This window comes from Pseudomonas ogarae (genome assembly GCF_014268695.2).
GTDB classification, from domain to species: domain Bacteria; phylum Pseudomonadota; class Gammaproteobacteria; order Pseudomonadales; family Pseudomonadaceae; genus Aquipseudomonas; species Aquipseudomonas kilonensis.
Genome location: NZ_CP077086.1, coordinates 3,182,094 through 3,205,419, shown reverse-complemented (window position 1 = coordinate 3,205,419; position 23,326 = coordinate 3,182,094). Strand labels below are relative to the sequence as shown.

The 23,326-nt window shown below is 61.2% G+C and carries 21 protein-coding genes and 2 pseudogenes; 7 read left to right on the top strand and 16 right to left on the bottom strand.

All coding sequences use genetic code 11. From position 1 onward, the window contains the following. Positions 1-189, top strand: coding sequence for a YgaP family membrane protein (locus tag HU749_RS13935; RefSeq protein WP_014338529.1), 189 nt, complete (start codon positions 1-3; stop codon positions 187-189). 176 nt (positions 190-365) lie between these two features. On the opposite strand, the gene HU749_RS13930 is transcribed toward HU749_RS13935, so the two are convergent. From HU749_RS13930 to HU749_RS13900, 7 genes are read right to left on the bottom strand one after another with little or no spacing between them, the layout of a single operon-like run. Next, positions 366-1,733, bottom strand: coding sequence for a sensor histidine kinase (locus HU749_RS13930; protein ID WP_046062226.1), 1,368 nt, complete (start codon positions 1,731-1,733; stop codon positions 366-368). Further along, positions 1,730-2,392 (bottom strand): response regulator, encoded by a 663-nt coding sequence (locus HU749_RS13925; RefSeq protein ID WP_014338527.1) that lies wholly within the window; start codon positions 2,390-2,392, stop codon positions 1,730-1,732. The genes HU749_RS13930 and HU749_RS13925 overlap by 4 nt, the downstream gene beginning before the upstream one ends. A gap of 11 nt (positions 2,393-2,403) precedes the next feature. Further along, the gene (locus HU749_RS13920) at positions 2,404-3,048 is read right to left on the bottom strand and encodes a tetratricopeptide repeat protein (protein WP_095962247.1); all 645 of its coding nucleotides are present in this window, start codon (positions 3,046-3,048) and stop codon (positions 2,404-2,406) included. Continuing rightward, the gene (locus HU749_RS13915; protein WP_186650774.1) at positions 3,045-3,854 is read right to left on the bottom strand and encodes an SDR family oxidoreductase; all 810 of its coding nucleotides are present in this window, start codon (positions 3,852-3,854) and stop codon (positions 3,045-3,047) included. The genes HU749_RS13920 and HU749_RS13915 overlap by 4 nt, the downstream gene beginning before the upstream one ends. After that, positions 3,841-4,515: an iron-containing redox enzyme family protein gene (locus HU749_RS13910; RefSeq protein WP_095962248.1), complete on the bottom strand. Its 675-nt coding sequence runs from the start codon at positions 4,513-4,515 to the stop codon at positions 3,841-3,843. Before HU749_RS13910 ends, HU749_RS13915 begins: the two co-directional genes overlap by 14 nt. Next, positions 4,512-5,993 carry an AMP-binding protein gene (locus HU749_RS13905; RefSeq protein WP_095962249.1) on the bottom strand — a complete coding sequence of 494 codons (1,482 nt, stop codon included), beginning with the start codon at positions 5,991-5,993 and terminating at the stop codon, positions 4,512-4,514. Before HU749_RS13905 ends, HU749_RS13910 begins: the two co-directional genes overlap by 4 nt. After that, complete coding sequence (locus HU749_RS13900; protein WP_046062221.1) at positions 5,983-6,660, bottom strand: thermostable hemolysin; 678 nt, start codon at positions 6,658-6,660, stop codon at positions 5,983-5,985. Before HU749_RS13900 ends, HU749_RS13905 begins: the two co-directional genes overlap by 11 nt. A gap of 248 nt (positions 6,661-6,908) precedes the next feature. Between HU749_RS13900 and HU749_RS13895 the strand changes: the two genes are divergently transcribed. Continuing rightward, a complete protein-coding gene (locus tag HU749_RS13895) occupies positions 6,909-8,615 on the top strand; it encodes an amidase (RefSeq protein WP_186650776.1) in 1,707 nt (568 codons plus the stop codon). Positions 8,616-8,996: 381 nt separating this feature from the next. Beyond that, positions 8,997-9,395 (top strand): VOC family protein, encoded by a 399-nt coding sequence (locus tag HU749_RS13890; RefSeq protein ID WP_079301853.1) that lies wholly within the window; start codon positions 8,997-8,999, stop codon positions 9,393-9,395. 164 nt (positions 9,396-9,559) lie between these two features. On the opposite strand, the gene HU749_RS13885 is transcribed toward HU749_RS13890, so the two are convergent. Further along, a complete protein-coding gene (locus HU749_RS13885; protein ID WP_095974419.1) occupies positions 9,560-9,784 on the bottom strand; it encodes a hypothetical protein in 225 nt (74 codons plus the stop codon). A 959-nt stretch (positions 9,785-10,743) separates the two neighbouring features. After that, the gene (locus tag HU749_RS13880) at positions 10,744-11,091 is read right to left on the bottom strand and encodes a carboxymuconolactone decarboxylase family protein (RefSeq protein WP_079301852.1); all 348 of its coding nucleotides are present in this window, start codon (positions 11,089-11,091) and stop codon (positions 10,744-10,746) included. A 110-nt stretch (positions 11,092-11,201) separates the two neighbouring features. Between HU749_RS13880 and HU749_RS13875 the strand changes: the two genes are divergently transcribed. Further along, positions 11,202-12,125, top strand: coding sequence for an AraC family transcriptional regulator (locus tag HU749_RS13875; protein WP_079301851.1), 924 nt, complete (start codon positions 11,202-11,204; stop codon positions 12,123-12,125). Positions 12,126-12,128: 3 nt separating this feature from the next. On the opposite strand, the gene HU749_RS13870 is transcribed toward HU749_RS13875, so the two are convergent. From HU749_RS13870 to HU749_RS13850, 5 genes are all read right to left on the bottom strand, one after another. Then, complete coding sequence (locus HU749_RS13870; protein WP_186650777.1) at positions 12,129-13,034, bottom strand: LysR family transcriptional regulator; 906 nt, start codon at positions 13,032-13,034, stop codon at positions 12,129-12,131. Beyond that, positions 13,034-13,954: a LysR family transcriptional regulator gene (locus tag HU749_RS13865; protein WP_014338514.1), complete on the bottom strand. Its 921-nt coding sequence runs from the start codon at positions 13,952-13,954 to the stop codon at positions 13,034-13,036. Before HU749_RS13865 ends, HU749_RS13870 begins: the two co-directional genes overlap by 1 nt. A 77-nt stretch (positions 13,955-14,031) precedes the next feature. Then, a complete protein-coding gene (locus HU749_RS13860; RefSeq protein WP_186650779.1) occupies positions 14,032-14,661 on the bottom strand; it encodes a glutathione S-transferase family protein in 630 nt (209 codons plus the stop codon). Between the two features lie 131 nt (positions 14,662-14,792). Continuing rightward, the gene (locus HU749_RS13855; protein WP_186650781.1) at positions 14,793-16,847 is read right to left on the bottom strand and encodes a 2Fe-2S iron-sulfur cluster-binding protein; all 2,055 of its coding nucleotides are present in this window, start codon (positions 16,845-16,847) and stop codon (positions 14,793-14,795) included. A gap of 200 nt (positions 16,848-17,047) precedes the next feature. Beyond that, a complete protein-coding gene (locus tag HU749_RS13850; protein ID WP_079301848.1) occupies positions 17,048-18,655 on the bottom strand; it encodes an ATP-binding response regulator in 1,608 nt (535 codons plus the stop codon). Positions 18,656-18,759: 104 nt separating this feature from the next. On the opposite strand from HU749_RS13850, the gene HU749_RS13845 reads away from it, so the two are divergent. The 3 genes from HU749_RS13845 to HU749_RS13835 all read left to right on the top strand — a co-directional run bounded on the left by HU749_RS13845 (position 18,760) and on the right by HU749_RS13835 (position 21,952). Next, entirely contained in the window at positions 18,760-19,398 is a 639-nt protein-coding gene (locus HU749_RS13845) for a response regulator (protein ID WP_046062212.1), read from the top strand. Between the two features lie 313 nt (positions 19,399-19,711). Next, positions 19,712-20,209 carry a hypothetical protein gene (locus tag HU749_RS13840; RefSeq protein ID WP_079301847.1) on the top strand — a complete coding sequence of 166 codons (498 nt, stop codon included), beginning with the start codon at positions 19,712-19,714 and terminating at the stop codon, positions 20,207-20,209. A gap of 105 nt (positions 20,210-20,314) precedes the next feature. Next, positions 20,315-21,952 (top strand): ATP-binding response regulator, encoded by a 1,638-nt coding sequence (locus tag HU749_RS13835; RefSeq protein ID WP_186650783.1) that lies wholly within the window; start codon positions 20,315-20,317, stop codon positions 21,950-21,952. On the opposite strand, the pseudogene HU749_RS29660 reads toward HU749_RS13835, so the two are convergent. Together HU749_RS29660 and HU749_RS29655 are read right to left on the bottom strand one after the other, a co-directional pair. Further along, a pseudogene (locus HU749_RS29660) lies at positions 21,933-22,406 on the bottom strand (methyl-accepting chemotaxis protein); the annotation flags it as partial. The gene HU749_RS13835 and the pseudogene HU749_RS29660 overlap by 20 nt on opposite strands. A 114-nt stretch (positions 22,407-22,520) precedes the next feature. Beyond that, positions 22,521-23,198: pseudogene (locus HU749_RS29655) on the bottom strand (PAS domain-containing protein); the annotation flags it as partial. Positions 23,199-23,326 lie beyond the last annotated feature (128 nt).

Genomic DNA, 23,326 nt, shown 5'->3' with positions numbered 1-23,326 from the left:
ATGAAAGCCAACATTGGAACCATTGACCGGGGCGCACGTATTGCCGCGGGGCTTGTCCTCATCATCCTGAGCCTGACGGGCTTGATCGGCGCGTGGGGCTGGATCGGCCTGGTGCCATTGGCCACCGGTTTCATGCGCTTCTGCCCGATCTATTCGTTGTTGGGCATCAAGACCTGCAAACGTTGCTGAGACGCGCTATGGCCGTTCTCCTGGAACGGCCATTGACCTTGCCAGTCACCCTTGGAGTCCTGCAACAGGCTCACTCAACCGAGATAGTCGCCTTTCTCGCCGGACAATCCACGGCCGATGCGCCTGCTTGAAGCACCGCATGGGGCCGACCACCTGTCATGGTGTCGGGAAACCGCTTAGAAGCGCCCTATTTCCAAGGTCGCGCACAGCCCACCCTCGGTGCGATTTTCCAAGCGTATGCGCCCTCCCAGACGATCCGCGATGGTGCGCACGATCGTCAGGCCCAACCCCGCCCCTTGGTCATTGCCGCGGCTGTAGAACCGCTCGAAGAGCCGCTCACGCTCGGCCTCGTCGATACCCGGCCCCTGGTCTTCGACGGACAGCTCGTAGTGATCGCCCTTCCTGGCCAGGCGTACGGTGATCGTGCCGTTGGCCGGCGAAAAATTGGCCGCGTTGGTCACCAGGTTGTTCAAGGCGATGTCGATGGCCACCGGGTCGATTCGAACCGGGCCGATGTCATCGCTGACGTCCAGCACCGGCTCGAGCCCCTTGCTCAACAACCAGGGCGTCAGTTGAACCAGGCTCGCACGAACCGTGGCGGGCAGGTCGATGACCGCAGGCGTCGGAACACCTGCCTGCGGTTCGAGCCGCGCCATGGTGAGCAGTTGATTGACCAAACGCGTGGTGCGATCGACGCCAGCGATCAGGTGTTCCAGGGACTCGCGACGGCTTTGCTCGCTCCCCGCCTCCATCAGGTTCTGTGCATGCACCCGCAACACGGCCAAGGGCGTACGCATTTCATGGGCGGCATCGGCAATGAAACGCCGCTCACGGCCCATCAGCTCCTGGATCTGCGCCAACACACGGTTGAGTGCCGCCTGCATGGGCTCGAGCTCCGTAGGGAGCGGCATCATTTGCAAGGGTTCAAGTGAGCCGGGATGCCTGGCACGCAACTTCGCCGCCATATCGACCAGGGGTTTGAGGCCCCAGCCGATGGCCAGCCAGATCACTGCGGCAAGCACCACGCTGCCAATCAGGTTGGGGATGACGGTGTGACGGACAATGCGATCGACCAGGTCGGCACGCACGTCATCACGCTCGCCCACCCAGATCTTCAAGCCGTATTGCGCGTCATCCAGGACGAACGCCCGCCACTTACGGTTTTTCTGGTCCACGACCTCACTGAAGCCAGGCGCGCTCGGCGGTGAGGTGAACGACGGTGCGCTGGACGTATGCACCAACACCGACCCTTGTGAGTTCCAGACCTGGAAAGCGATCTTGCTTTCATAGGGATGACCGTCGACTTTGGGCACTGCCTGCCCCAACGCCGAATTGAACGCCTGATACAGTTCGGCGTGCTCCTTGCTCGCCATCGGCATGCGCATCACGCCCTGCAACAGCCGGGCATTCTGCGCCAACTGGGCATCGTAGACCTCGGCGATTTCGTGGTTGCTGTCATGCAGGTTGAATACGGTGATGATCAACAGGCCAAGAAACAGCAGGCCGAGAATCAACGTAAGCGTACGACGCCGGATCGAGCTCATCGACGCTCCTCCACCAGGTAACCGACCCCGCGAATGGTGCGGATCAGGTCGGTGGAGAATTTCTTGCGCAGGTGATGGATGTGCACTTCCAGCGTGTTGCTCTCGGCCTCCTCGCTCCAGCCGTAGAGCAACTGCATCAGATGATCGCGAGTCATGACGCGGCCCGGCGGCGAGAGCAGTTCATGGAGCAGTTGATATTCCTTGGGGGTCAGGGCCACCGGCTTGCCCTGGTAACTGACTTGTTGGGTAACGGGGTTCAGGCTGATGCCGGCATGTTCGATCAACGCCTGGGCGCGGCCGGCGCTGCGGCGCAACAAGGCCCGTAGCCGGGCCTTGAGCTCCGCCAGGTCGAAGGGCTTGACCAGATAATCATCGGCCCCTGCGTCCAATCCGGCGATGCGATCCTCGGTGGCATCCCGGGCGGTGAGGATCAGCACCGGCAGGTTGGAGCCACTGTCACGCAAGCGTCGCAACACTTGCAGGCCGTCCATGCGTGGCAAGCCAAGGTCAAGCACCGCCAGGTCGAAAGTTTCACTGAGCAGCGAATGCAAGGCGCTGCTGCCGTCCTGTACCCAGTCGACGGTATAGCCTTCGCGACTCAGGGCCTGATGGATGCCCTCGCCCAAGGCCACGTCGTCCTCGATCAGTAATAAACGCACATACGCTCCTGTCAGTTCAGTTGCTTGTTCACATCCACCAGTAACGCGTCGATCTCCTTGCGGCGTCCGGCATCGGCCGTTTCCCGACCCGGCCGCGGCGCTGCCTGCAAGGCTTTTTGCAGCGCTGCCTTGGCTTCGCTGTAGCGCTTCTGACGGTAGAGGTGATCGCCCCAAAAGTACAGGCTGTCAATGCCGTTCGGGTTGAGTTGCAAAGCCTGCTGGAGCAATTGCTCGGCCTTGTCCGAGTCGCCGAAACCCAGGGGCCAGCCCGGAACCCGGTCGTAGAGTGCACCGAGGCTGGTGTAGGCCGAGCCTTGCAGGGCCTTGGGGTCCAGGGTCAGGGCTTTTTCCAGATCACCCTTGGCATCCTTGACCTTGCCCAGCGCACCGATCCCACCCTTGGCACCGGCCCAACTGCTGTTGACGATGCCAGACCAGATCCACGCTTCGGCCACCGATTGGCGCTCCTGCTTGAACGCCGATGCCTGGACGGCGAGCTTTTCGAACGCATCGGCGCGTTGACCTTCGGGCACTTCATATTGAATGTGGGCCCAGCTCTGCTGGATGTCGCTGAGACGTTGCTGGTCGGTCGCCTCCAAGGCCCAGACGCTTTGGCTCAGGGTGCCGATCAATAGGCAAGCGAGGATTTTTTTCATGGCTTGAGGTGCTCGTTTTCAGGTTTGTGACTGAGGCGGCGCACCAGCGGCAATTGCTTGCGCAGGCCACGGTCCACCAGGTTGGGCAGCAGGCTGTTGAGGCCGACGAAAAAGCGTTCGGGCCAGCCCAGATACAGCTCGCGACGGTCGCCGATAATCGCGTGGATCACCGCCGCCGCCACGGTTTTCGGGTCGTCGACGTTGGCCTTGAGGGCCTGGTTGAGCGCATCGGCTGCCGGGCTGTTCATCGAGGTACGGGTGGCCCGGGGCGCTACGTAGAGCACCCCGACACGGGTATCGGCCAACTCCCGGCGCAAGGCTTCGGAAAAACCGCGCAAGGCAAACTTGCTGGCGCAGTAGCTGGCATAGCCGGGGTAGCCGATTGATCCATAGGTCGAGCCAACGTTGACCACCATCGCGCTGTCAGCCTGCTTGAGCAGCGGCAAGAGCAGTTTGGTCAGGCAGATCGGCGCGCTGATGTTCAGCGCCAACATGGCGTTGATCTCACTGTCGTCGAGTTGTTCGAGCATGGCGAAGTGGTTCACGCCGGCGGCATTGATCAGCAGGTTGATGCCGCCCTGGGCCTCGGAGGCGACCAGCACTTTGCGCCGGTCGGCGAGGAAGGTCAGGTCGGCTTCGACCCAGCTCAAGTGCTGCGGATAACGCTCCAGCAACGGCTGCAAGGCTTCGTGATGCCTGGCCACGGCCAGGACCCGCGCGCCACTGGCGCACAGGGCGGCGGCGATGGCCTGGCCGATTCCGCCGCTGGCGCCGGTCAGCACGACACGCGCATCACACAAGCGCATGTTCATGCTCCCCGTCGCGCGGCAGGCCGCGGAACATGTCGGTGTACAAGCGGTACACCACCTTGGAGGCATGGATCACCGCAGCCTGGTCCGCCGGATCGTCCAGCCGGTTCATCAAGCCGCGATAGGTCTGCATATGCTCGATGTCGAGCGTTCCATGGGAGCTGAGGTAGCTGAACGCCGTGGGCGGCAACTCCAGGCGCTCGCGGATACTGTCGGCGGCATGGGTCGCCAGGGCGATACTGGTGCCCTCCAGCACATTGACCATGCCGAACAGGCCTACCGGGTTGCCTCGGGCGATCAAGTCGTAGAGGTAACTGACCATCAGCTCGATGGGCAACGATGGCTGGCCGTTGCGCACTGCTTCCTTATCGCCACCGCACACGGCAATGTCATCCAGCACCCATTGCTCGTGGCCGTACTCTTCGTCGATGTATTCGCACACGGCCTTGCGCAGCCATTCCAGGTGCGTTGGCAGGCGCGCCCCGCAAGCCATCATCAACGGTACGGTGTGGCGCACGTGGTAATACGCCTGGATCAGGAAGCCCCGGTAACTGGTCAGGCTGACCTGGCCGTTGAGAGCGTCACGAATGATCGGCAGATTGAACAGGGTCTGGCGTTCTTGCTGGGTGGCTTCTTGCAACGTGTCAAAAAAACTCATGATGGGGATTCCTCGGACAAGACAGATGAAGTGAGCTGCGCACGGTAATGCTCGACGATGGCCTCCCGGCGTGGCCGGCCATTAGCGGTGAGCATGCCGTTGGCAGCGCTGAAGGGTTGGTCCAGGCGCGTCCAGCGATGGACCCGTGCGTAATCGGGCAACGTGTCGTTGGCCTTGGCCACGGCCAGTTCCAACGCTTGATCGGTACAGTTGGTGCGGGCGGGCCAGAGCAGTGCGTGGTTGTGCGGCATGGCTTCGCCATAAACGAAGGCCTGGGCAATGTCACCGCCCTGGGTGAGTTCGGCTTCAACCCATTCGGGGTTCACGTTGCGACCGAAACTGGTCACGAACTGGTGCTTCTTGCGCCCGCGCAGGTAAAGGAAACCGTCTTCGTCGAACTCACCCAGGTCGCCGCTGGGCCACCATTCGCTGGCGTGCGGTGGCTCACCCAGGTAACCGAGCAGCGTCGAGCCCTTGATCAGGACTTCGCCGTCATCGGCCAAGCGCACCTCCACATGGGGCAGCGGCTGGCCGACACTGCCTGCACGATGAGCCTGTGGCCGATTGAGGCAGACCACCGAGGCGCATTCCGACAGCCCATAGCCTTCAAACACCGCCAGGCCAACCCGCCGGGCTCGCTGCAACAAATCGTGGGACACCCGTGCCCCGCCAACGGCGGCGAATCGCACGAGGTGCGGGTTGAACAGCTTCTGTTCGGCGGCCGTGACCAACATCAACAGCAGTTGCGGAACCAGGATCAGGCTGTGCGCCCGACGCGCCGCCAGGCATCCCAGCAGGCGCACCGGGTCGACCCCGCTGGCGCCCTGGATGCCGAGGGTCTTCTGGCTGGGCAGGCTCAGCATGGCACCGGCATACAACGCCGCGTAGCAACCAAGGTTTTCCAGCAGAATCGCCAGGGGCAGCAACGCCAGGTGATGCCTGGCCTCGACCGGTTGACTGGCCTGCTCCAGTTCACGGGCCACCCGCAACAGGCTGTCGGCGCTCAGGCAAACGCCTTTGGGCGTGCCGGTGGTACCGGAGGTGAACGTCAGCTTGGCGGTGCCTGCCGGCAGACGGCTCGGTCCGTCGAAGTGCCGCCGCCAGAATTCGCCACTGTGCTGGTATCCGGCAGCTTGCAGTTCCGCCTCGAACGCAGGCTCGGCAATCACTCGCTCGGCCTGGCTCTGTTCCAGGCAGTGCCGACGTTGAGCCTGGCTGAAAAAACCGGGCAGGATGACGCAGGTCAGCCCTTCGAACAGTGCGGCAAGGTCCCAGAGTATCGCTTCGATGCCGTTGTCCAGGGCCAGGGCAACAACACTGATGTGTTCATCGCGCAGGCGTTGCTGGCGGTACACCACTTCGGAATAAAGCGTCGCGTAGTCGAGCTGCGAGCCGTCGCCCCACAGTGCCACGGCATGGCCCCTGCGCTCGGCATGACCGCGCAAGGTACGCTTGAAGCGTTCCATTTCAGGCGACATGGCTGGTTTCTCCGAGGTCCGTCGGCAGTCCCAGGCGATTGAACAGGCCGCTATTGCGCAGATGAATGAAACCGGCGCGGATGTTCCCGACATGAACCCACGGCTGGCTTTCGTAGTAGCGCCCCCATAGATGGCGGTCCTCGCCTAGGCGCTGCGGGTCGGCCGGGCACAGGGTCACGGGCTTGAGGCCCAGGCGATGGAAGCTGTTGACCAGGCCGATGTTGCCAGTGAACGCAACCCACTCCAGGCCGCCCATGGCCAACAGATAAGTGATCGCGATGATGCTCAGCCGGGCGCTGCCCGTGTCGCTGGCGGCCAGGTTGCCAACCTCGACGATGCCGGCGCGATCCACCGCACGGTCGGCGGCGGCGCTGATCAAGGGCTCGATGGGGTTGTCCAGATAACGTTCGAGAAACAGCGGCCCCTGAGCGGCCCGGCGTACACCAGCGGCTGCGCAGAGCGTGCCGTGGACATCGTCGAGCCCGAACAGCTCCGGCATGAAGTGACGAATATCGGCGCCGTGGACCTGGCGAAAACGCTGCTGGATGAACGCCTCGAACTCAGCTCGCCGAGGTTGTTCCGGCAAAGCCCGGTGCAAGTGACGAACCGGCGGGCCGGCGTCGCCAAAGGTCAGCGGCAGGTGGATGTTCCAGTCGAAATCGGGCATGGGTCAACGTTCTCCCTCGGGCTATTGGGAGAAAGTATCGGGGCCGTTTCTTAACGAAGTCTGAAGGTGGCAAATTTTGGGTTCGTTCGACAAATAGTCCGGTCAAAACCGGGCTGCCCTTGATCGTTTTTCCGTAGTACAGTAGGCAAAACCCGATAAATATCCACTTTGAGATGACCCTGACGTGCCAGGCCCCAACCTCAACGGACCCGCACACCCCGTCATCCTCCTGCCGCGGCGGTAACTGCATGATCGACATCACCGAAGTTTCCATTGCCCAACTGCGCGCCGCGCTGGAATCGGGCCAGACCACGGCGGTAGCGCTTGTCCAGGCTTACCTCGCCAGGATCGATGCCTACGACGGCCCCGATACGCCTACAGCCCTCAACGCGGTGGTGGTGCGCAACCCCGATGCATTGCAAGAAGCCCGGGCCTGCGATGCCCGTCGGGCCAACGGCCAGACCCTGGGTCCGCTCGATGGCATTCCCTACACGGCCAAGGACAGTTACCTGGTCAAGGGGCTCACTGCCGCTTCCGGCAGCCCGGCGTTCAAGGACCTGGTTGCTTATCGCGATGCGTTCACCATCGAACGGCTTCGCGCCGCCGGGGCCATTTGCCTGGGCAAGACCAACATGCCGCCCATGGCCAACGGCGGCATGCAGCGCGGGGTGTATGGCCGTGCCGAAAGCCCGTACAACGGCGACTACCTCACCGCGCCTTTTGCCTCGGGCTCCTCGAACGGTGCGGGCACGGCAACCGCCGCCAGTTTCGCGGCGTTCGGCCTTGCGGAAGAAACCTGGTCGAGCGGACGCGGTCCGGCGTCGAACAATGGCTTGTGCGCGTATACACCGTCGCGCGGCGTGATCTCGGTGCGTGGCAACTGGCCGTTGACGCCGACAATGGACGTCGTCGTGCCCTACGCCAGGACCATGGCCGACCTGCTGGAAGTGCTGGACGTGGTGGTCGCCAATGACCCGGACACCCGTGGCGACCTGTGGCGCCTGCAACCCTGGGTGCCGATTCCGAGCGTCGATTCGGTTCGTCCGGTCTCGTATCCGAGCCTTGCCAGCAACCCGGGGACACTGGCCGGCATTCGGTTCGGCGTTCCTCGGATGTACATCAACGCTGACCCTGAAGCAGGCACAGCCGAAGCCCCCGGCATCGGCGGCCCGACGGGGCAGCGAATCATCACCCGCGCCTCGGTGATCGAGCTCTGGGAGCAAGCGCGCAAGGCGCTTGAGGCCTGCGGCGCCGAAGTGGTCGAGGTGGATTTCCCCCTGGTGTCCAACTGCGAGGGCGATCGTCCTGGCGCACCCACGGTGTTCACCCGCGGCCTGGTTTCCAAAGAGTTCCTGCACCATGAGTTGTGGGACCTGTCGGCCTGGGCATTCGATGATTTCCTGCGGGCCAACGGCGATCCAACGTTGAATCGTCTGGCCGACGTCGACGGACCGAAGATCTTCCCCCACGACCCGGGCACCCTGCCCAACCGAGAGGATGATCTGGCCGCCGGCATGGATGAGTACGTGAAAATGGCCCAGCGCGGCATCACGCCCTGGGACCAGATCCCGACCCTGCCCGACGGCCTGCGGGGGCTTGAAGAGACACGTCGAATCGATCTGGAGGACTGGATGGAGCGGCTGGGCCTGGACGCGGTGATCTTCCCGACCGTCGCCGACGTCGGCCCGGCCGATGCTGACGTCAACCCGGTGTCTGCCGATATCGCCTGGAGCAACGGAGTCTGGGTCGCCAATGGCAACCTCGCCATCCGCCATCTGGGCGTGCCCACTGTTACCGTGCCGATGGGTGTCATGGCGGACATCGGCATGCCGGTGGGGCTGACGTTTGCCGGGCGTGCCTATGATGATTCGAAGCTGTTGCGATTGGCTTCGGCGTTTGAATCGATTGGTTCAAAACGCCTGGTCCCGCCGCGGACGCCGCCGCTGTCGGCTTGATCGTTTAGCGGGCTCGGTCTTGGAGCTGCTACGCAGCCCAGCGGGAGCAAGCTCCCTCGCCACAAAAGCAGCGTTCGACTTCATTTTGAGTACGAACGCCCCCCGTGGCGAGGGAGCTTGCTCCCGCTGGACTGCGCAGCAGTCCCTAGATCGGCTCTACAGCCGAAAATACTGTTGCATCGCACGGGAAAACAGGTCCACGGCCTCATCGCCGTGTGACGCCTGGGCTCGCATGAGGTGGAAACCAGCGCTGGCAGGCCACGCGCCAAGCGTCTGAGCCGCAGCGCTAACCGCCCGCACTTGGCAGCCCGATGATTCCTGTGGCAGCGTAGGGAGGAATTTCAAACACTCCTCGCGCCCACAGGCAAAACGGTAGCCATCATGATCTCGCATGTTTTTCTAGGTATCGCCGATTTTGATCGCGCCTTCGGGTTCTATTCAAAGGTCATGGCCGGGCTGGGCCTGACATTGAAATTTAGCGACGCCCGCAAAGGCTGGGCTGGCTGGATTGCCGAGCATTCACCGCGCCCGATCTTCGTGATTGGAAAGCCCTTTGACGGCAAGGTGCACGAACCCGGCAACGGACAAATGGTGGCGCTGCTTGCGCCCAGCCGGGAAGCCGTCAGGAACAGCTACGCAACAGCACTGGCACTGGGCGGGACGTGTGAGGGAGAACCCGGCTTGAGACCCCACTACCACCCCGACTATTACGGCGCCTACTTTCGGGATCTCGATGGCAACAAGCTGTGCGTCTGTTGCCATGATTCGGTGTCGACTTAGTCGATCGTACTGCATGGCTCGCTTTCGCTTCCTGCCTAGCCAACGTACGAATAAACAGCGAAGTCGAACCCATTGAACGGAAAAGAAGCGACCTCTTTCATCCCCATTTTCAAGTGCGCACGAAGCGACGCTTCATTGTTTGCTCCCTCGCCACGGGTTCTGCGTCAGCCGATCGGCGTTTGCTTCAGCACCTGCCTCACAAAGGCGCCAGTCTTCGCCAGAAATGTGCCGTGGGCGCGTTGCTGACACAGGTCGTTCGAAATGAAACCTGCAAACTCGCTTGCCAAGGCGCCCATCAATTGGGGCAACAGGAATCCGCTTTCGTGCTCTGGGTAAATCACAATGGAGGTATCGGGCCAAAGGCTGCCGGTGCAAGTCGTGTCGATCATGGGAATCTCCCGGTGAATGGAGAGCGCTGCGACGACCCGAAACGGTCAATCGCTTCTGGGATCAGTTTCACTGGCGGACGGGTTTTAGAGAATGCCCAGGAATTACATGACTTGATTGCGTAATCTGAAACAATCGCAGCTGATGGCACCCAAAGAAGCTTGCCGGGATTTTGATTTTCCGTTTTTGAGGGATGTTGTGTGTATATCCGTTGCTGCGATAACGGCTGCTGGCGGCTCCGCTCTTACAGCGGGTCACTTTCGAAAAGCGCGAAAGTAACCAAAGCGCTTCTGCCCCACCACTTGGCACCTCGCTTAGGCTCGGTGTGCCCGAGATCAACGTCCACCACGAGGCGGCCTAGTAGCCGACCTGGCTCTTGATGGACCGCGTTTCTCCTGTGGGAGCGGGCTTGCTCGCGAAGGCGTTGGCATAGCCAACATCACCGCAAACTGAACCACCGCTTTCGCGAGCAGGCTCGCTCCCACATGGGTTTGCGGGTGTTCATAGCATCTGCGCACAACACAAAAACCTGTGGGAGCGAGCTTGCTCGCGATGAGGCCGACACATCCAACATCACCGTAAACTTCGCGAGCAAGCCCGCTCCCACAGGAGAAACGCGGTTCCACCAAAGAACCAGGTCGGCTATAAGGCCGCCTCGTGGTGGACGTTGATCTCGGGCGCCCCGTTAACCACGCTGGCTGAACGAAGGTATTGCGCAGTGGGCAACCCGGCATGGATGCCGGGTTAGCCGCGCTGGGCCATGGATGGCCCTTCGCGGCGGCCCACGGAGCAATGCCTTCGTTCAGGCATGCCGAGCCTAGGCGAGGCACCAAGTGGTGGGGCAAGAGCGTTTTGCTTACTTTTGACTGGGCCGGCTTCCGGGCTTCTCAAAAGTGAGCCGCTGTAAGAGCGGAACCATAAGCCGCCATTACCGCAGCAACGGATATGCCCCCCATACAAATCACACCGACGCTTTCAACATGTCATACGCCTCAAGCGACCGCAGCGAGTAGATATAGGCCGCCCCCGCATTCAACGAAATCGCATTTGCCAGGGCCGCTGCGACCTCCTCGCGACTCGCGCCGGCCTTGATCGCCGCGTCCGTGTGGGCGGCGATGCAACCGTCGCAGCGGGTGGTGACGGCGATGGCGATCGAGATCAGTTCGCGGGTCTTGGCATCGAGTACATTGTTTTCGCTGGCAGCTTCTCCTAGCGCCATATAGGCCTTGACCATTTTCGGGTTGCTGCGGCCCAGCGCGCCAAAAGCTTTCTGAATGGTGGGCAACAATTCGGACCAGTTATTGAACATGGCATTAACTCCTGAGTGGGTTGGGTGTACTGTTTTGACGCCCTCAGTTTTTCACCCTGGCGCCACTCGGGTTTGTTCAATGCGCTCAGGTTTTTTGGCGAAACGCTCAAATGAATGCGATCGATAAACTCATCAGCCTGGCCAACGTACGCGGCAGCCTGGACCTGCGCTGTCAGTTCCAAGGCGACTGGGCCTTGGATCACGGACAACAAAGCCTGGGCACAGCGCCCTATCACATCGTGCTGGCCGGCGAATGCCGCGTCGAGTTTGCCGATGGGCAGCGCTTGCCCATGCGCGCCGGGGACATCCTGCTGTTGCCGCGCGGTGCCCCTCACGTCATGCACAGCCCTGGCAAAACGGTGACGCCGACCTCACCTCGGATCGTGACCAGGGGCTCTTTGCCGATTCATCGCATTGGCGGCGCCAGCGCGGAGCTGGACATGCTTTGCGGAGGCTTTCACTTCAACCGGGCTTCGTTGCTGTTCGGTGCCTTGCCCGAATACCTGGTGATTCCCAGCGGCGCATTTCCGGCCAATGGGCCGTTGCCAGCGCTGGTGGCGGTCATGCGCGCAGAAGCGGATGGAGATAAGGTCGGCGCGCGCTTCTTGCTCGATGCCCTGTCACAGGCGCTGTTCACCCTGATTCTGCGTGCGCATCTGGCCAGCCAGGGACAGGACAGCGGCTCGCTGGCCCTGCTCGGCGATAAGCGTCTGGGCCGGGTCTGGCAGGCCATGCTGGCGGACCCTGCCCACGAGTGGACCATCCAAGGCCTGGCGGACATCGCGAGCATGTCCCGGGCCAATTTCATGCGCGCATTCGTCAAGGTGGCCGGCGTCTCGCCGTGGGTGCTGTTGACGCAAGTACGCATGGAGTTGGCCTTCAGCCTGCTCAGTCACTCACACTTGGGACTGAGCGATATTGCCGTACAGGTCGGCTACCAATCCCAGGCCGCGTTCAGCAAGAAATTCAAGGAAGTCTTCGGCGAGGCGCCAGGACGCGTGCGCCGCGGGATCCAGGGCCCAAGCACGAACTGACGTTCAAGAAACATCCGCTCGCAACGCCGGGTGCTCGCGCAGGTGCTCGACGATGTAGTCCACGAAACTGCGCACCCGCATCGGCGCCTTGCGTCTTTCGCGGTAGACCACATGAACCGGTATCGAGGGCGGTTCATAGGGTTGCAGAACCCGGCGCAAGCGTCCGCTGTTCAGATAGTCGTACAGTGGATAGTTCAAGCAGCGCATCAACCCAGCCCCATGAGCCGCGGCGTCGATGGCCGCCTGTAGCGTGGCGCAGCTGAGCCGGGTGCGTGCCTTGAGGCCGTTGGCTTGCTGCTGGAAAGGCCAGTGGACCCAATCCTGGTTGGCCTGCGTGGCGATCAGTCGATGATTGTGCAGATCCTGCGGCACAACCGGTTCACCATGAGTCGCCAGGTAGCCGGGACTGGCGCAGACGAGCGAACGAACGCTGCCGACCGGTCGTGCGATCAATGAGCAATTGGGCAGATGCCCCACCAGCACCGCCACATCCAGCCCTTCCTCATGCATGTTCGGAAAACGATCGTGGAAGTGGGCAAATATCCTGATCTCGGGGTACTGATCCATGTAGCCGGCCAGCACCGGGGCCATGACATAGCGGCTGAACAGCAAGGGCAACAGGATCGTCAGGTTGCCTTGGGCCTGGACATGCCGCCCCTTGGCAGACGTCTCGGCCTCGTCAATCGCCTTGAGGATCCGTGAACAGTCAGCCATGAAGCCGATCCCGGCTTCAGTCAGCACGACCCCGCGCGTGCTGCGTGACAGTAACTGCACACCCAGTCGCGCCTCCAGCCGAGCGATGGCACGCATCACGGTCGGTCCGGAAACGTTGAGGCGCTGGGCTGCCGAAGCGAGACTGGAGCACTGCGACAGCGCATGGAACATCAGCATTTCATGGTGGCGAGCCATCAGGCGATGCCTTTTACGACAGGCTTGAGCGTGACGTCGTCCCCCAACCGATCAGCGAGGAAGTCCACGAACGTGCGCACCTTGGCCGGCACTCGATTGCTCTTCTGATACACCACGTGAATCGGCAACGCTGGTGGCTCGAACGCCTTGAGCACTACCTCAAGCTCGCCGTCGGCGACCTGCCGGGCCACTTGATAGGACAAGACCCGGGTCACGCCCCAACCCTGGCAGGCGATGTTGATTGCCGCCTGATTCGCGGTCACCACCAGGCGTGGATCAAAGCGCAGGCTCAGCGAATTGGCTTCGTCCATGAACTGCCAGTGGCTCAGCAAATGACTGGCCGAAGACATCACGATATTGGCCTTGCTCAACTCGCCAGGATGGGTTGGCCGACCGTGTCGCTGGAAATAGGCCGGGGCGCCACAAATCACCTGGCGCACTTCACCTACCTTGATGGCGTGCTGATTGTTTTCCTGCAAATGACCGATGCGGATCGCCACATCGATGCCTTCGTCGGCGATGTTCACCACGCGGTCGACCAACAAGGCATTGAGGTGTACCGAGGGAAATTGATCCAGGTAATCCGTCAGCAAAGGCGCGATGTACAGCTCGCCAAACAGCACCGGAGCGGTGACCGTCAGATACCCGCAAGGAATCGAATAGCTGCCGGCAGCGGCCTCCTCGGCTTCATCGAGTTCACTCAGGATCCGCCGGCAATCTTCCAGGTAGCGTTGCCCCGCTTCGGTCAGGTACACATTGCGGGTGGTGCGCGACAACAGCTGGGTGCCAATCCGCTCCTCCATCGCCGCAATGGCGCGCGTCACGCTTGGTGGTGAAATACGCAGTCGACGGGCGGCAGCGGCGAACCCTTCCTCCTCGGCCACCGCCATGAAAACCTGCATTTCCTGAAAGCGATCCATGGGCGATCCAGCCTTGAGGGCACGTGGCTTGAATGCACTTGCCGGAAGATGCCCCCGGCAAGCACCTGCAGTTTGAATCAGGCTTGCTGCAAGCCCTTGGCGGTGCGTTGCATACCGACGAAATTCGGCAAGGCTTCGATGCTGCCCAGCCAGGCCCGGACGTTCGGGTAGTCGGTCAGCGCGACGTTGCCTTCCGGCGCGTGGGACACGTAGGTGTACGCGGCCACGTCCGCGATGGTCGGCTGCTCACCGGCCAGGAACCGGCTCTGCCCCAACTCCGTCTCCATCACCTTCAACAGGGCATGGGAGCGCTTGATGGCATCTTCGGCGTCATAGCCAGCGCCGAAGACGGTGATCAACCGGGCGTTGGCCGGCCCCTGGTTGATCTGGCCCGCCGCCACCGACAGCCAGCGCTGCACCCGCGCCTGGGCAAGCGGATCGGTCGGCAGCCATTGCCCCTTGCCATACTTGGCCGCGAGGTAGACCAGGATTGCGTTCGAATCGGCCAGGACGGTGCCGTTGTCGTCGATCACCGGCACCTGGCCAAAGCTGTTGATGGCGAGGAACTCCGGGGTCTTGTGCTCACCTTTCATCAAGTCCACGAATATCAACTCGGTTGGCAGGCCAAGCAGCGAGAGCATCAGCTCGACACGATGGGCGTGCCCCGACAGCGGGTGGCGATAAAGTTTGATCGTGTTCTCAGACATGACGTACTCCATGTTGTTTTGGGCTCGAAGCGGTGATCGCGTCGATGGCGCTATCCTCTGCTCCTGTCCCGGACAGCGGAATAACCAGCTTCTACAATCCAGCATTTCATCCGGTGAAACGATCAGGAACCCTAGACCTCAAGCACCAACGGTTCACTCCCCTGGGCCGGCACCGCGCAGCAGATCAGTACCTCACCTTCGCCAACCGGTTCGGCCGGCAGGCTCAGGTAATGCACCTGACCGCGGCTCAAGCGGGTTTTACAGGTGCCACAGGAACCGCCACGGCAACTGAATTCCGGGTTCAGGCCGCGCGCTTCGGCCAGTTCCAGCAGCGTTCCGCTGCCCGGCTCCCAACGTGCCTCCTTGCCGGAACTGGCGAACAAGACCTTCACCGCTTCACTCGCAGCCGGCACTTGCACTGGCGCCGGCATGCTCACTTCGAGATCCCGCACAAGCGTGGATGGACCGAAGGTTTCCGCGTGGATGCGATCGTCAGGGATGCGCAGTTTGCGCAGCCCGTCGTACAGCGCCTGGGTAAAGCTGCCCGGCCCGCACAAATAGAAGTCGTAGTCGTTGAGCGGCAGCAGGTTCTTGAGCAGTTCCACATCGATCCTTCCTGCCAGGTCGTAGCCCTCAGCGCCCCCTCCCTCAGTGGGTGGCTGGCTGACCAGGCGCAGAACCTGCAGCTTGTCACCGGCACGGGCGGCCAGTTCGTCGATTTCATCACGGAACGCCAGGTCGGCCACCGAACGAGCGCTTTGCACCAGCCACACCGGGCGCATGCGGCTGATGCGTTGGCCCTGGTAAACCACCTCGCGCAGCATCGACAGCAACGGTGTGATGCCCACACCCGCTGCCAGCAAGACCAACGGACGCCGCTCGGTGGCCTGGACGGTGAAATGGCCCTGGGGCGCCCGCGCTTCAATCTCGTGCTGCGCCTGCACCTGATCATGCAGGTGGGACGACACCGAGCCATCGCGCTTGACGCTGATGCGCAGGAAATCATCCGACGGCGCACTGGATACGCTGTAGGTCCGGATCGAAGGAGCGTTCTGCCCCTCCAACAAGATCCGCACCGGCAAATGTTGCCCGGCTTCAAACCGGGGCAGACCCAAGCCATCGCTCACCTGCAGGTAGAACGAGCGAATGTCGGGGCTCTCGTCCACCACCCGCGCGACCCGCAACGCACGCCAGCGGTTACGCAGCGCCTCGGCCTGCAAGCGCTCGGCGGCCTGCTCCCAACTGCCGGTCATCATTGAATTGGGCGAGTCACCTTCGTCCTGGTCCTTCCAGCGCAGGGCAATGGCCGCCGGGCGATAAACGATGCGTTGCGGGGTAAAGCGCAACAGCCGCTCGGCGCCCTGGAACGCACTGATCTCGGGATCGTCCAGCAGCACTTGCGCCGAGCCGCTCATTTGCAGCAGATCGCCCGTCTGGAAATCGACGAACACCAGCCCGGCCCGTGGGTTGAGCAAGATGTTGCCCAGCGTGTTGAAAAACAGGTTGCCGGAGAAGTCCGGAATGGTCAGCGATCCGTCTTCGTCCATGCACACAAACCCCGGCTTGCCGCCACGGTGGGAAGCATCGACCTGCCGCTCGCCATCGCGAACCACGTAGGTGGCGATATAGAACGAATCGGCTGCCGTCACCAGGCGCCGCACCAGCGGGTCCGCCACAGTCAGTTGACGCGGCGCAACGGCCCGCGCGTCGACAAAGTGGTACTGGCGCAGGTTGATGTAGCGAGGGCAGTTGCCATACGCCTGGCTCACTGAAATCTCGAGCCCCGGGTCGAGTTGACGACGCACAACACCGTTCATGCGGTTACGCCGGCGGGTGTGCAACTCGATGCCCAGCATCCCGATGGCATCGCCCTCGCCCATGCCCTCCTGGGCCGGGTCGTTCGGTTCAGGCTCGAGTTGGATGTGCAGGGTCTGCGGATCGGGCGAGTTCATGAAGCCCGGTTGCCCCACGCGCAAGGTCGCCCAGACATCGCCTTGCCGATCCACCGCCCCCAGCACCACGAAAGGCAGTTGGGCGTAGAACTCCCGATGCTGGTCCGGCATCCACGTGCGCGCCAGTTGCCGTTGACCGACACCGGCCATCATGTCGACTGCCCCGACGGAGCGCTGCAAGGCCAGCTCTCCTTCGTGCCAGGGCGAGTTTTTTGCTTGCAAGGCTTCGTCCATCAGCTACTCCTCGCGCTCGCAGCATGAACGCCTGCGCCAGTGCGCTACGGTTGGGGATTCTCCGCCATCGTTTGCACGGCTGTGCAAGTGGCTGGGGTTATCTTCTGCCCAAAGCGGCGGCGCAGGAATACGCACAAACTGCAATCCACCGTTTCATAAAATGGAATGGTGGAAGCACAAGGAATGGCCCGCAACGGCGATCACGTCCTGACGCTGGCAAAGTTCTTGGTCAGCTCGAGCAAGGTCGCCCGCAACTCCGGAGGCCGTACGGGCTTGGCCAGGATCGAAATGTTCATGTGGTGCAGCGCATGGCGAATTCTTTCGATTTCATGGCCGGTCATGATCATGGCGGGGACTTCCCAGCCCCGTTGTTCGCGAATCGCGGCGATGCATTCGGAACCGGAGACTTTCGTGCCCAGGTCGAAGTCGGCAATGATGATGTCGCAGTCACTGGTCACGCCCACTCCATCGCTGTGGGTTTCCACTTCGCACCCCCACTTCTCCAATAGCGCGGATGTTGCCATCAGCACGTTGGCGTCATCCTCTACCAGGCACACCCGCAAGCCTTGCAAACGGCTATGGGTGGACACAGGCCTGTCCACCATAGTCCTTGGCGCGACCGTTTCCAGCCCCTGGATCATGGCGCGCGTGCCCCTGCCGAGCCGGGAGTCCAGTTGGATGTCCAGATTGATCAGGAGGCTGATTCGCTTGACGATGGACAACCCCAGGCCCAACCCCTCGACGTCTTTGTCACGAACGTGGCGCACCCGATAGAACTCCTTGAACACCTCAGGCAGGTGTTCGGCGGCAATGCCCCGGCCCTTGTCGTAGATGACGATGGCCAGGCCGCTGCCTTTCGGCCGCACGCCGATCAACACCGGTTGGCCGGAGGCATATTTGAGCGTATTGGACACCAGGTTCTGCACCATGGTCGCCAACAGGCCGGCGTTGACATTGACCCAATGCCGGCAAGGCCGCAGGCGCAACTCGACACCGGCCCAGCGGGCGGCTTCGGTGTTCTGCTTGACCACGTCCTGCAGCAACGCGCCCAGGTGTACGGGTTCGGCTTGCGGTTCAAGCTGTCCGTTGTCGAGGGTGTAGATATCGAGGATCGAACGAAACAGCTGCGAGACGATGTGCAACGAGCGGTCGATGTTGTCCACCAGTCGCAACTCTTCCTGGCCCAACCGGGCATCGCGCAGGCAGGCGGTGAACAAGCCGATCGAGTGGATCGGCTGGCGCAAGTCATGGCTGGCCTGGGCCAGGAAGCGGGATTTCTCCTGGTTCGCGGCAATCGCTTCTTCCGAAGCGATGCGGGTACGGGTCAACAGGATATGCGCATAGGCAGGCACCACGATGGTGGTGACGATCAGCATCAGGAACAGGTAGGGCTGGCCGCGCCAGAACGGCGTGAGCAGGAAAATCACCACCAGGGTCGACAGCGCGATAACGGTTGCCAGCGCCAGGTAGCGCGAGCCGAAGCGCATTCCATTGCCCAACGTGACCCAGAGCAACGCAGCGTACACCGGTAGCAAGCCCTCCCCACCCACGATCATGGCGAAGGCGAGGCTTGCATAGTCGAGGGTCATGGCAAAAAGACGACGCAGGAAGAAGTGCCCGGGCCAACGCTTGATCGCCATGCGCAGCGGGACAGCGGCGCCAAAGAAAAAGGTCATGTACCACAGAATCGGTACATAGGTTTCGAAGTCACTGGCCAGACAGGCCACCACAATGATGTAAAGCGCAGTACAGGCCCCGACCGTCAATCTCAACGTCGCCTGATCAAGCTCGCTATTCTTTTCCGTCATAATCACAGGACTATTCCAACATGAAAGTTTGTTTCAAACTTGAAACCCAAGGGGGCAGTTTAGGTTACGATTCGCGGACTTGAAGATTCAGAAGGATCTGAAGCATGACCTGCAGGGTAATTGTGGCGGATGACCATCCTTTGTTTCGCGAAGGTATGCTGAGGACCATTGAACGACTCATGCCGACAGCCTCCATAGAACAGGCTGGCAATCTGGACGAAGTATTGGCGCTGGCACGTTCCGGGATGGAAGTGGACTCCCTGATACTCGACTTGCGCTTTCCCGGGATCAAATCGCTGCAGGTCATAGGCCAGTTGCGCAGTGAGTTCAAACGCACCTCGATCATCGTGGTTTCAATGGTCGATGACGTCGATGTTATTTCCCAGGTGATGGCGCTGGGTGCCGACGGTTTCATCGGCAAGAATATCGACCCTGCCGGTATTGCCGACGCCATCATGGCAATACGCGAAGGCGAAGTGGTGGTGAAGTATCAAGCCGAAAACGCGATCCTGGACGATGCACTTTCCCAACTGACCGCGCGCCAACGACAAGTGCTTGGCTTGATCGCGGCCGGCAAGACCAACAAGGAGATAGCCCGGGACTTGGGTATTTCTCCCTTCACGGTGCGCATCCATGTCTCAAGCCTGCTCAAATCCCTGGGGGTCCCCACGCGCGCGGCAGCTGCGGCGCAGTTCTCCAACTTCCCAAGCAAGGGTGGATGGCCGGAAAAACATGGCAATTGAATGTATAACGGCCGCGGATATTGATTGAGCGTTATCCTCTCTACCTGGCTTCAAGGCCATAGCACACTTGTACTATAGCTTCGCCCAGTACTCTCCTCCTAAGCTGTGGACGCTCCATAAAGGCTGTTCGAACAGCCAAACATAAAGTAACCAACGTGCCATACGCCGTGCAGTATCACTGTGCCTATTGAAACGTTATGGCGTGCGAAGCCTATGGATTTAATAAATCGACAGGCGGCGTAATGCTGGGTCAACTTCACCGTCTGCCCGGTTGAAATGGAATGGTCCTGACATTAACTCAAGGTAAGTCATCATGTCCTTCGAATATGGAAAAGCACTTAGAAATGGAATGGCGCTGTGCGCGCTGGCGGGCGTACTGAACGGTTGTGCAAACACCGGCGACTTGGGTAACTTGATGGGCTCCTTGAATCAGGGCGCCAAAAAATACGACGTCTCTTACCTCAAGCAAACGATCATTCCGGGCAAAACGACAAAAGGCCAGATCACTCAAATGTTTGGTGTGCCGACGAATGAAGAACTCAATTCGACGAGCTCCAGTAACGAGTCGAACTGGACCTACGAAAAGACTGATGAGGGCCTGGACAAGTACATGAAGCTGGCCCATAAGTACGTGTCGACCGAAACCAGCCTGAAGATGTATGAAACCTCGGCGCAACTGTCCAAGGCCCAAACCGTAGCCAATGACGTCAGCAGCGTGACCGGCACGAAAACAGGCCAAAGCCAGACCCAAGGTTCGGTATTGACCATCTATTTCGTCGATGACGTCGTGAAGTACTACAGGGTCTACTGACGCAATGGCATCGCCCGTTGGGGGCAGCATCAAGTCTGTTCCCAACCTTCACCGTGGCTAGCCGCTACGCTTGGTGGCATCAGAGGTCATGCGGTGCCAAAGCCAGTGGAAAAGAACAGTGAATTCGACCAGGCCACGTTACGCCTGATCGTCAGCGCTTGTGCGCTGTTGTATATCGTCATCCTGGTCGGCCTCTATCCAGAGGACGCCGCGAGCTACGTGCCCATCATTATCTACATCTGCACGTTCATCTTCGTCTCGGTATTCCTGCGCATGTTCATCAAGCGCTGGCCAGGTCACTTCTTCTGGCGGCACCTTTTCACGATGCTGCATGACTACACCGGCATCGCATTTGCCATGGTACTGGGAGGCGAAGGGGCATTACCGATCTACGCAGCGCTGCTCTGGGTCACACTGGGCAATGGCATGCGCTTCGGCTCGCGCTACCTGGCGCTGGCAACCGTTATCGCGCTGTCGACCCTGATGCTGATTTTCTGGCTAACTCCGTTCTGGCGTACGCAGCCCTACATGTTCCTGATGTTGATCGTCACCACCATCGTGGTGCCAGCCTACGCACACATTTTGCTCAAGCGCACACGCATTGCCTCTGAAGAAGCCATTTCGGCCAATCAGGAGAAATCACGGTTCCTGGCCCAGGCCAGCCATGACCTGCGCCAACCGATCCACTCCATCGGCCTGTTCACCGCCTGCTTGCGTGACGCCAGGCTGGGGCTGGAAGAATTACGGCTGGTGGACAACATCGACCGTTCACTGCACACCGTGTCGCAGTTGTTCCGTTCGATCCTCGATATCTACACCCTCGATCACGGCAAGCTGACCCCGCAGGCCGATACCGTCCACTTGGGCGCTTTACTGCAGGACGTCGTCAAGCAGAACACCGAGGCGGCGCGCTGGGCCGGCGTTGAGTTGCGCCTACGTGCCTGTCCTTACTGGGTCAGCGTCAATCCCGGTCTGCTGTCCACGATGGTGCAGAACCTGCTGTCCAATGCCCTCAAATACGCGCCCGGCCAACCGGTGCTGATCGGCGTGCGGCGCCAGGGCAAGCGCCTGGCCGTGGTGATCTACGACAAGGGGCGCGGCATTGCCGCCGAACATTTGCCCGAAGTGTTCAAGGAGTTCTACCGCGTGCGCCATGTGCGCGACAAAGATGTCGAGGGCCTTGGTCTTGGCCTGTCCATCGTCAAGCGCATCAGCCTGATACTCGGTGTCGATGTACACATCCGCTCCAAAGTCGGACAAGGCACCAGGGTGGCGATCTGTGGCCTGGAGCCGACGACACCCCGCGTCATGGTGCCCAAGGTGGTGCCCGTACAGAATCGCCTGGACGGGCTGCGGGTGTGCTTGGTAGAGGACGACGCCAACGTGCTGATGGCAACGTCGGCGCTGCTGGAAAAATGGGGGTGCGAGGTCGAAACCCACAGCGACGGCCAGGGCCTGACCAGCGATTGCGACATCGTCATCGCCGATTTCGACCTGGGCACAAAAGTCTCGGGCGCCGAATGCATCGCCGCGCTACGCGAGCAGCGCGGCTGGCAAGTCCCGGCGCTGATCATCACCGGGCATGAGATCGAGCGGATACGCCAATCACTGCAAAGCCTGAACGTCTCGGTGCTGGCCAAACCCGTGCGACCGCCGGAGCTGCGAGCGGTATTGCTTGAACGGGTCAAGCACATGGATCGCCAGGGCGAGGACTCAGCTCACCTCAACCCACCCAGCCGATAGCCGTCTTGGGAATCACCTCGGACTCGTCGAGCTTGGACGCAAACATGCTCACCGCATCGAGGGCATCCGTGGTCCCGTTCCGGATCTGCACGATGACCGATCCGGCCTGGTCTGCCAGGGTGACGCCGCGCAATGCGCCTTCATGGGTCACGTTCATGCTGGCGACGGCTTCGCGGGTTTCAGAGAGGATCATGCCGATCATTTCGGCAATCTCCGAGGTGGAGCGACTGGTGCGCCCGGCCAGTTGCCGGACCTCGTCGGCCACCACCGCGAACCCCCTCCCCTGGTCCCCGGCCCGCGCCGCCTCGATGGCCGCGTTGAGGGCCAGCAGGTTGGTCTGGTCGGCAATGCCGCGAATGGTGTTGACGATGGCTGTGATCTCTTCCGAACGCGCGCCCAACTGCCCAACCAGGCGCGCGGAAGAGCCAATGTTGTCGGCGATCTCGCGCATCTCCTTGGCAGTCTGATGGATCACCAAGGCGCCCTGTTCAGCCACTCGTTCGGTCTCGGCGGAGATATGGTACGCACGGGAAGCGCCGCGCGAGTCCTCTTCGAATTTCTCCACTCGTTCGCTGATGTCACTGGCAAACTTCACAATCTTGCACAACTTGCCTTCAGCGTCGTAGACCGGGTTGTAGCTGGCTTCCAGCCAGACGACTTTGCCGTTTTTGCCAAGACGCTTGAATTGCCCGCTGAAAAACTCACCCGCGTTGAGACGCCGCCAGAAATCACTGTACTCCGAGCTACCGACCAGGCTTGGTTCGCAAAACATCCGGTGGTGCTTGCCCTTGAGCTCTGCCAGCGAGTAATTCATGACATTCATGAAGTTGTCGTTGGCGGTCAGGATGTTACCGCCCAGGTCGAACTCGATCACCGCCATGGCACGGTCGAGTGCCGACAGCTTGCCTCGTATTTCTGCCTCATTGGCAACCTTGGCAGTGACATCGAGCGCGTACTTGACCACCTTCACAACGCGGCCTTGCTCGTCCACTACCGGGTTATAGCTGGCTTCCAGCCACACGTTCTGCCCTTGCGCGCTGCGGCGCTGAAACGTGCCGGAGACGAATTGACCGGCGCGCAACTGGTTCCAGAACTCACGGTACTCGGCGCTGCCCACCAGCGCTGGGGTGCAGAAATCCCGATGGGACAGGCTGGCCAATTGGTCCGCACGGTAACCCATCGTGCCGAGGAAATTCTCGTTCGCCCGAAGGACCTTGCCATCGGGGCTGAACTCGATAACAGCCATCGACCGCTCCAAGGCGCCGACCAGTCCTTTGTAGGTTGCCAATTCGGCCGTCCTAGCCGTCAGTTCATTTTTTAGTGTTGTATTAAACATGACGTACCCTCGGTGAACCCTGAAAGTAAGCGGACCTT

Excerpts from the sequence above, each read along its gene's own strand:
- HU749_RS13865 (WP_014338514.1), bottom strand. The coding sequence starts at position 13,954 with ATGGATCGCTTTCAGGAAATGCAGGTTTTCATGGCGGTGGCCGAGGAG.
- HU749_RS13860 (WP_186650779.1), bottom strand. The coding sequence starts at position 14,661 with ATGTCTGAGAACACGATCAAACTTTATCGCCACCCGCTGTCGGGGCAC.
- HU749_RS13845 (WP_046062212.1), top strand. The coding sequence starts at position 18,760 with ATGACCTGCAGGGTAATTGTGGCGGATGACCATCCTTTGTTTCGCGAA.
- HU749_RS13920 (WP_095962247.1), bottom strand. The coding sequence starts at position 3,048 with ATGAAAAAAATCCTCGCTTGCCTATTGATCGGCACCCTGAGCCAAAGC.
- HU749_RS13870 (WP_186650777.1), bottom strand. The coding sequence starts at position 13,034 with ATGGCTCGCCACCATGAAATGCTGATGTTCCATGCGCTGTCGCAGTGC.
- HU749_RS13850 (WP_079301848.1), bottom strand. The coding sequence starts at position 18,655 with ATGACGGAAAAGAATAGCGAGCTTGATCAGGCGACGTTGAGATTGACG.
- HU749_RS13840 (WP_079301847.1), top strand. The coding sequence starts at position 19,712 with ATGTCCTTCGAATATGGAAAAGCACTTAGAAATGGAATGGCGCTGTGC.
- HU749_RS13900 (WP_046062221.1), bottom strand. The coding sequence starts at position 6,660 with ATGCCCGATTTCGACTGGAACATCCACCTGCCGCTGACCTTTGGCGAC.
- HU749_RS13855 (WP_186650781.1), bottom strand. The coding sequence starts at position 16,847 with ATGGACGAAGCCTTGCAAGCAAAAAACTCGCCCTGGCACGAAGGAGAG.
- HU749_RS13875 (WP_079301851.1), top strand. The coding sequence starts at position 11,202 with ATGAATGCGATCGATAAACTCATCAGCCTGGCCAACGTACGCGGCAGC.
- HU749_RS13905 (WP_095962249.1), bottom strand. The coding sequence starts at position 5,993 with ATGTCGCCTGAAATGGAACGCTTCAAGCGTACCTTGCGCGGTCATGCC.
- HU749_RS13880 (WP_079301852.1), bottom strand. The coding sequence starts at position 11,091 with ATGTTCAATAACTGGTCCGAATTGTTGCCCACCATTCAGAAAGCTTTT.
- HU749_RS13890 (WP_079301853.1), top strand. The coding sequence starts at position 8,997 with ATGATCTCGCATGTTTTTCTAGGTATCGCCGATTTTGATCGCGCCTTC.
- HU749_RS13930 (WP_046062226.1), bottom strand. The coding sequence starts at position 1,733 with ATGAGCTCGATCCGGCGTCGTACGCTTACGTTGATTCTCGGCCTGCTG.
- HU749_RS13915 (WP_186650774.1), bottom strand. The coding sequence starts at position 3,854 with ATGCGCTTGTGTGATGCGCGTGTCGTGCTGACCGGCGCCAGCGGCGGA.
- HU749_RS13935 (WP_014338529.1), top strand. The coding sequence starts at position 1 with ATGAAAGCCAACATTGGAACCATTGACCGGGGCGCACGTATTGCCGCG.
- HU749_RS13885 (WP_095974419.1), bottom strand. The coding sequence starts at position 9,784 with ATGATCGACACGACTTGCACCGGCAGCCTTTGGCCCGATACCTCCATT.
- HU749_RS13895 (WP_186650776.1), top strand. The coding sequence starts at position 6,909 with ATGATCGACATCACCGAAGTTTCCATTGCCCAACTGCGCGCCGCGCTG.
- HU749_RS13910 (WP_095962248.1), bottom strand. The coding sequence starts at position 4,515 with ATGAGTTTTTTTGACACGTTGCAAGAAGCCACCCAGCAAGAACGCCAG.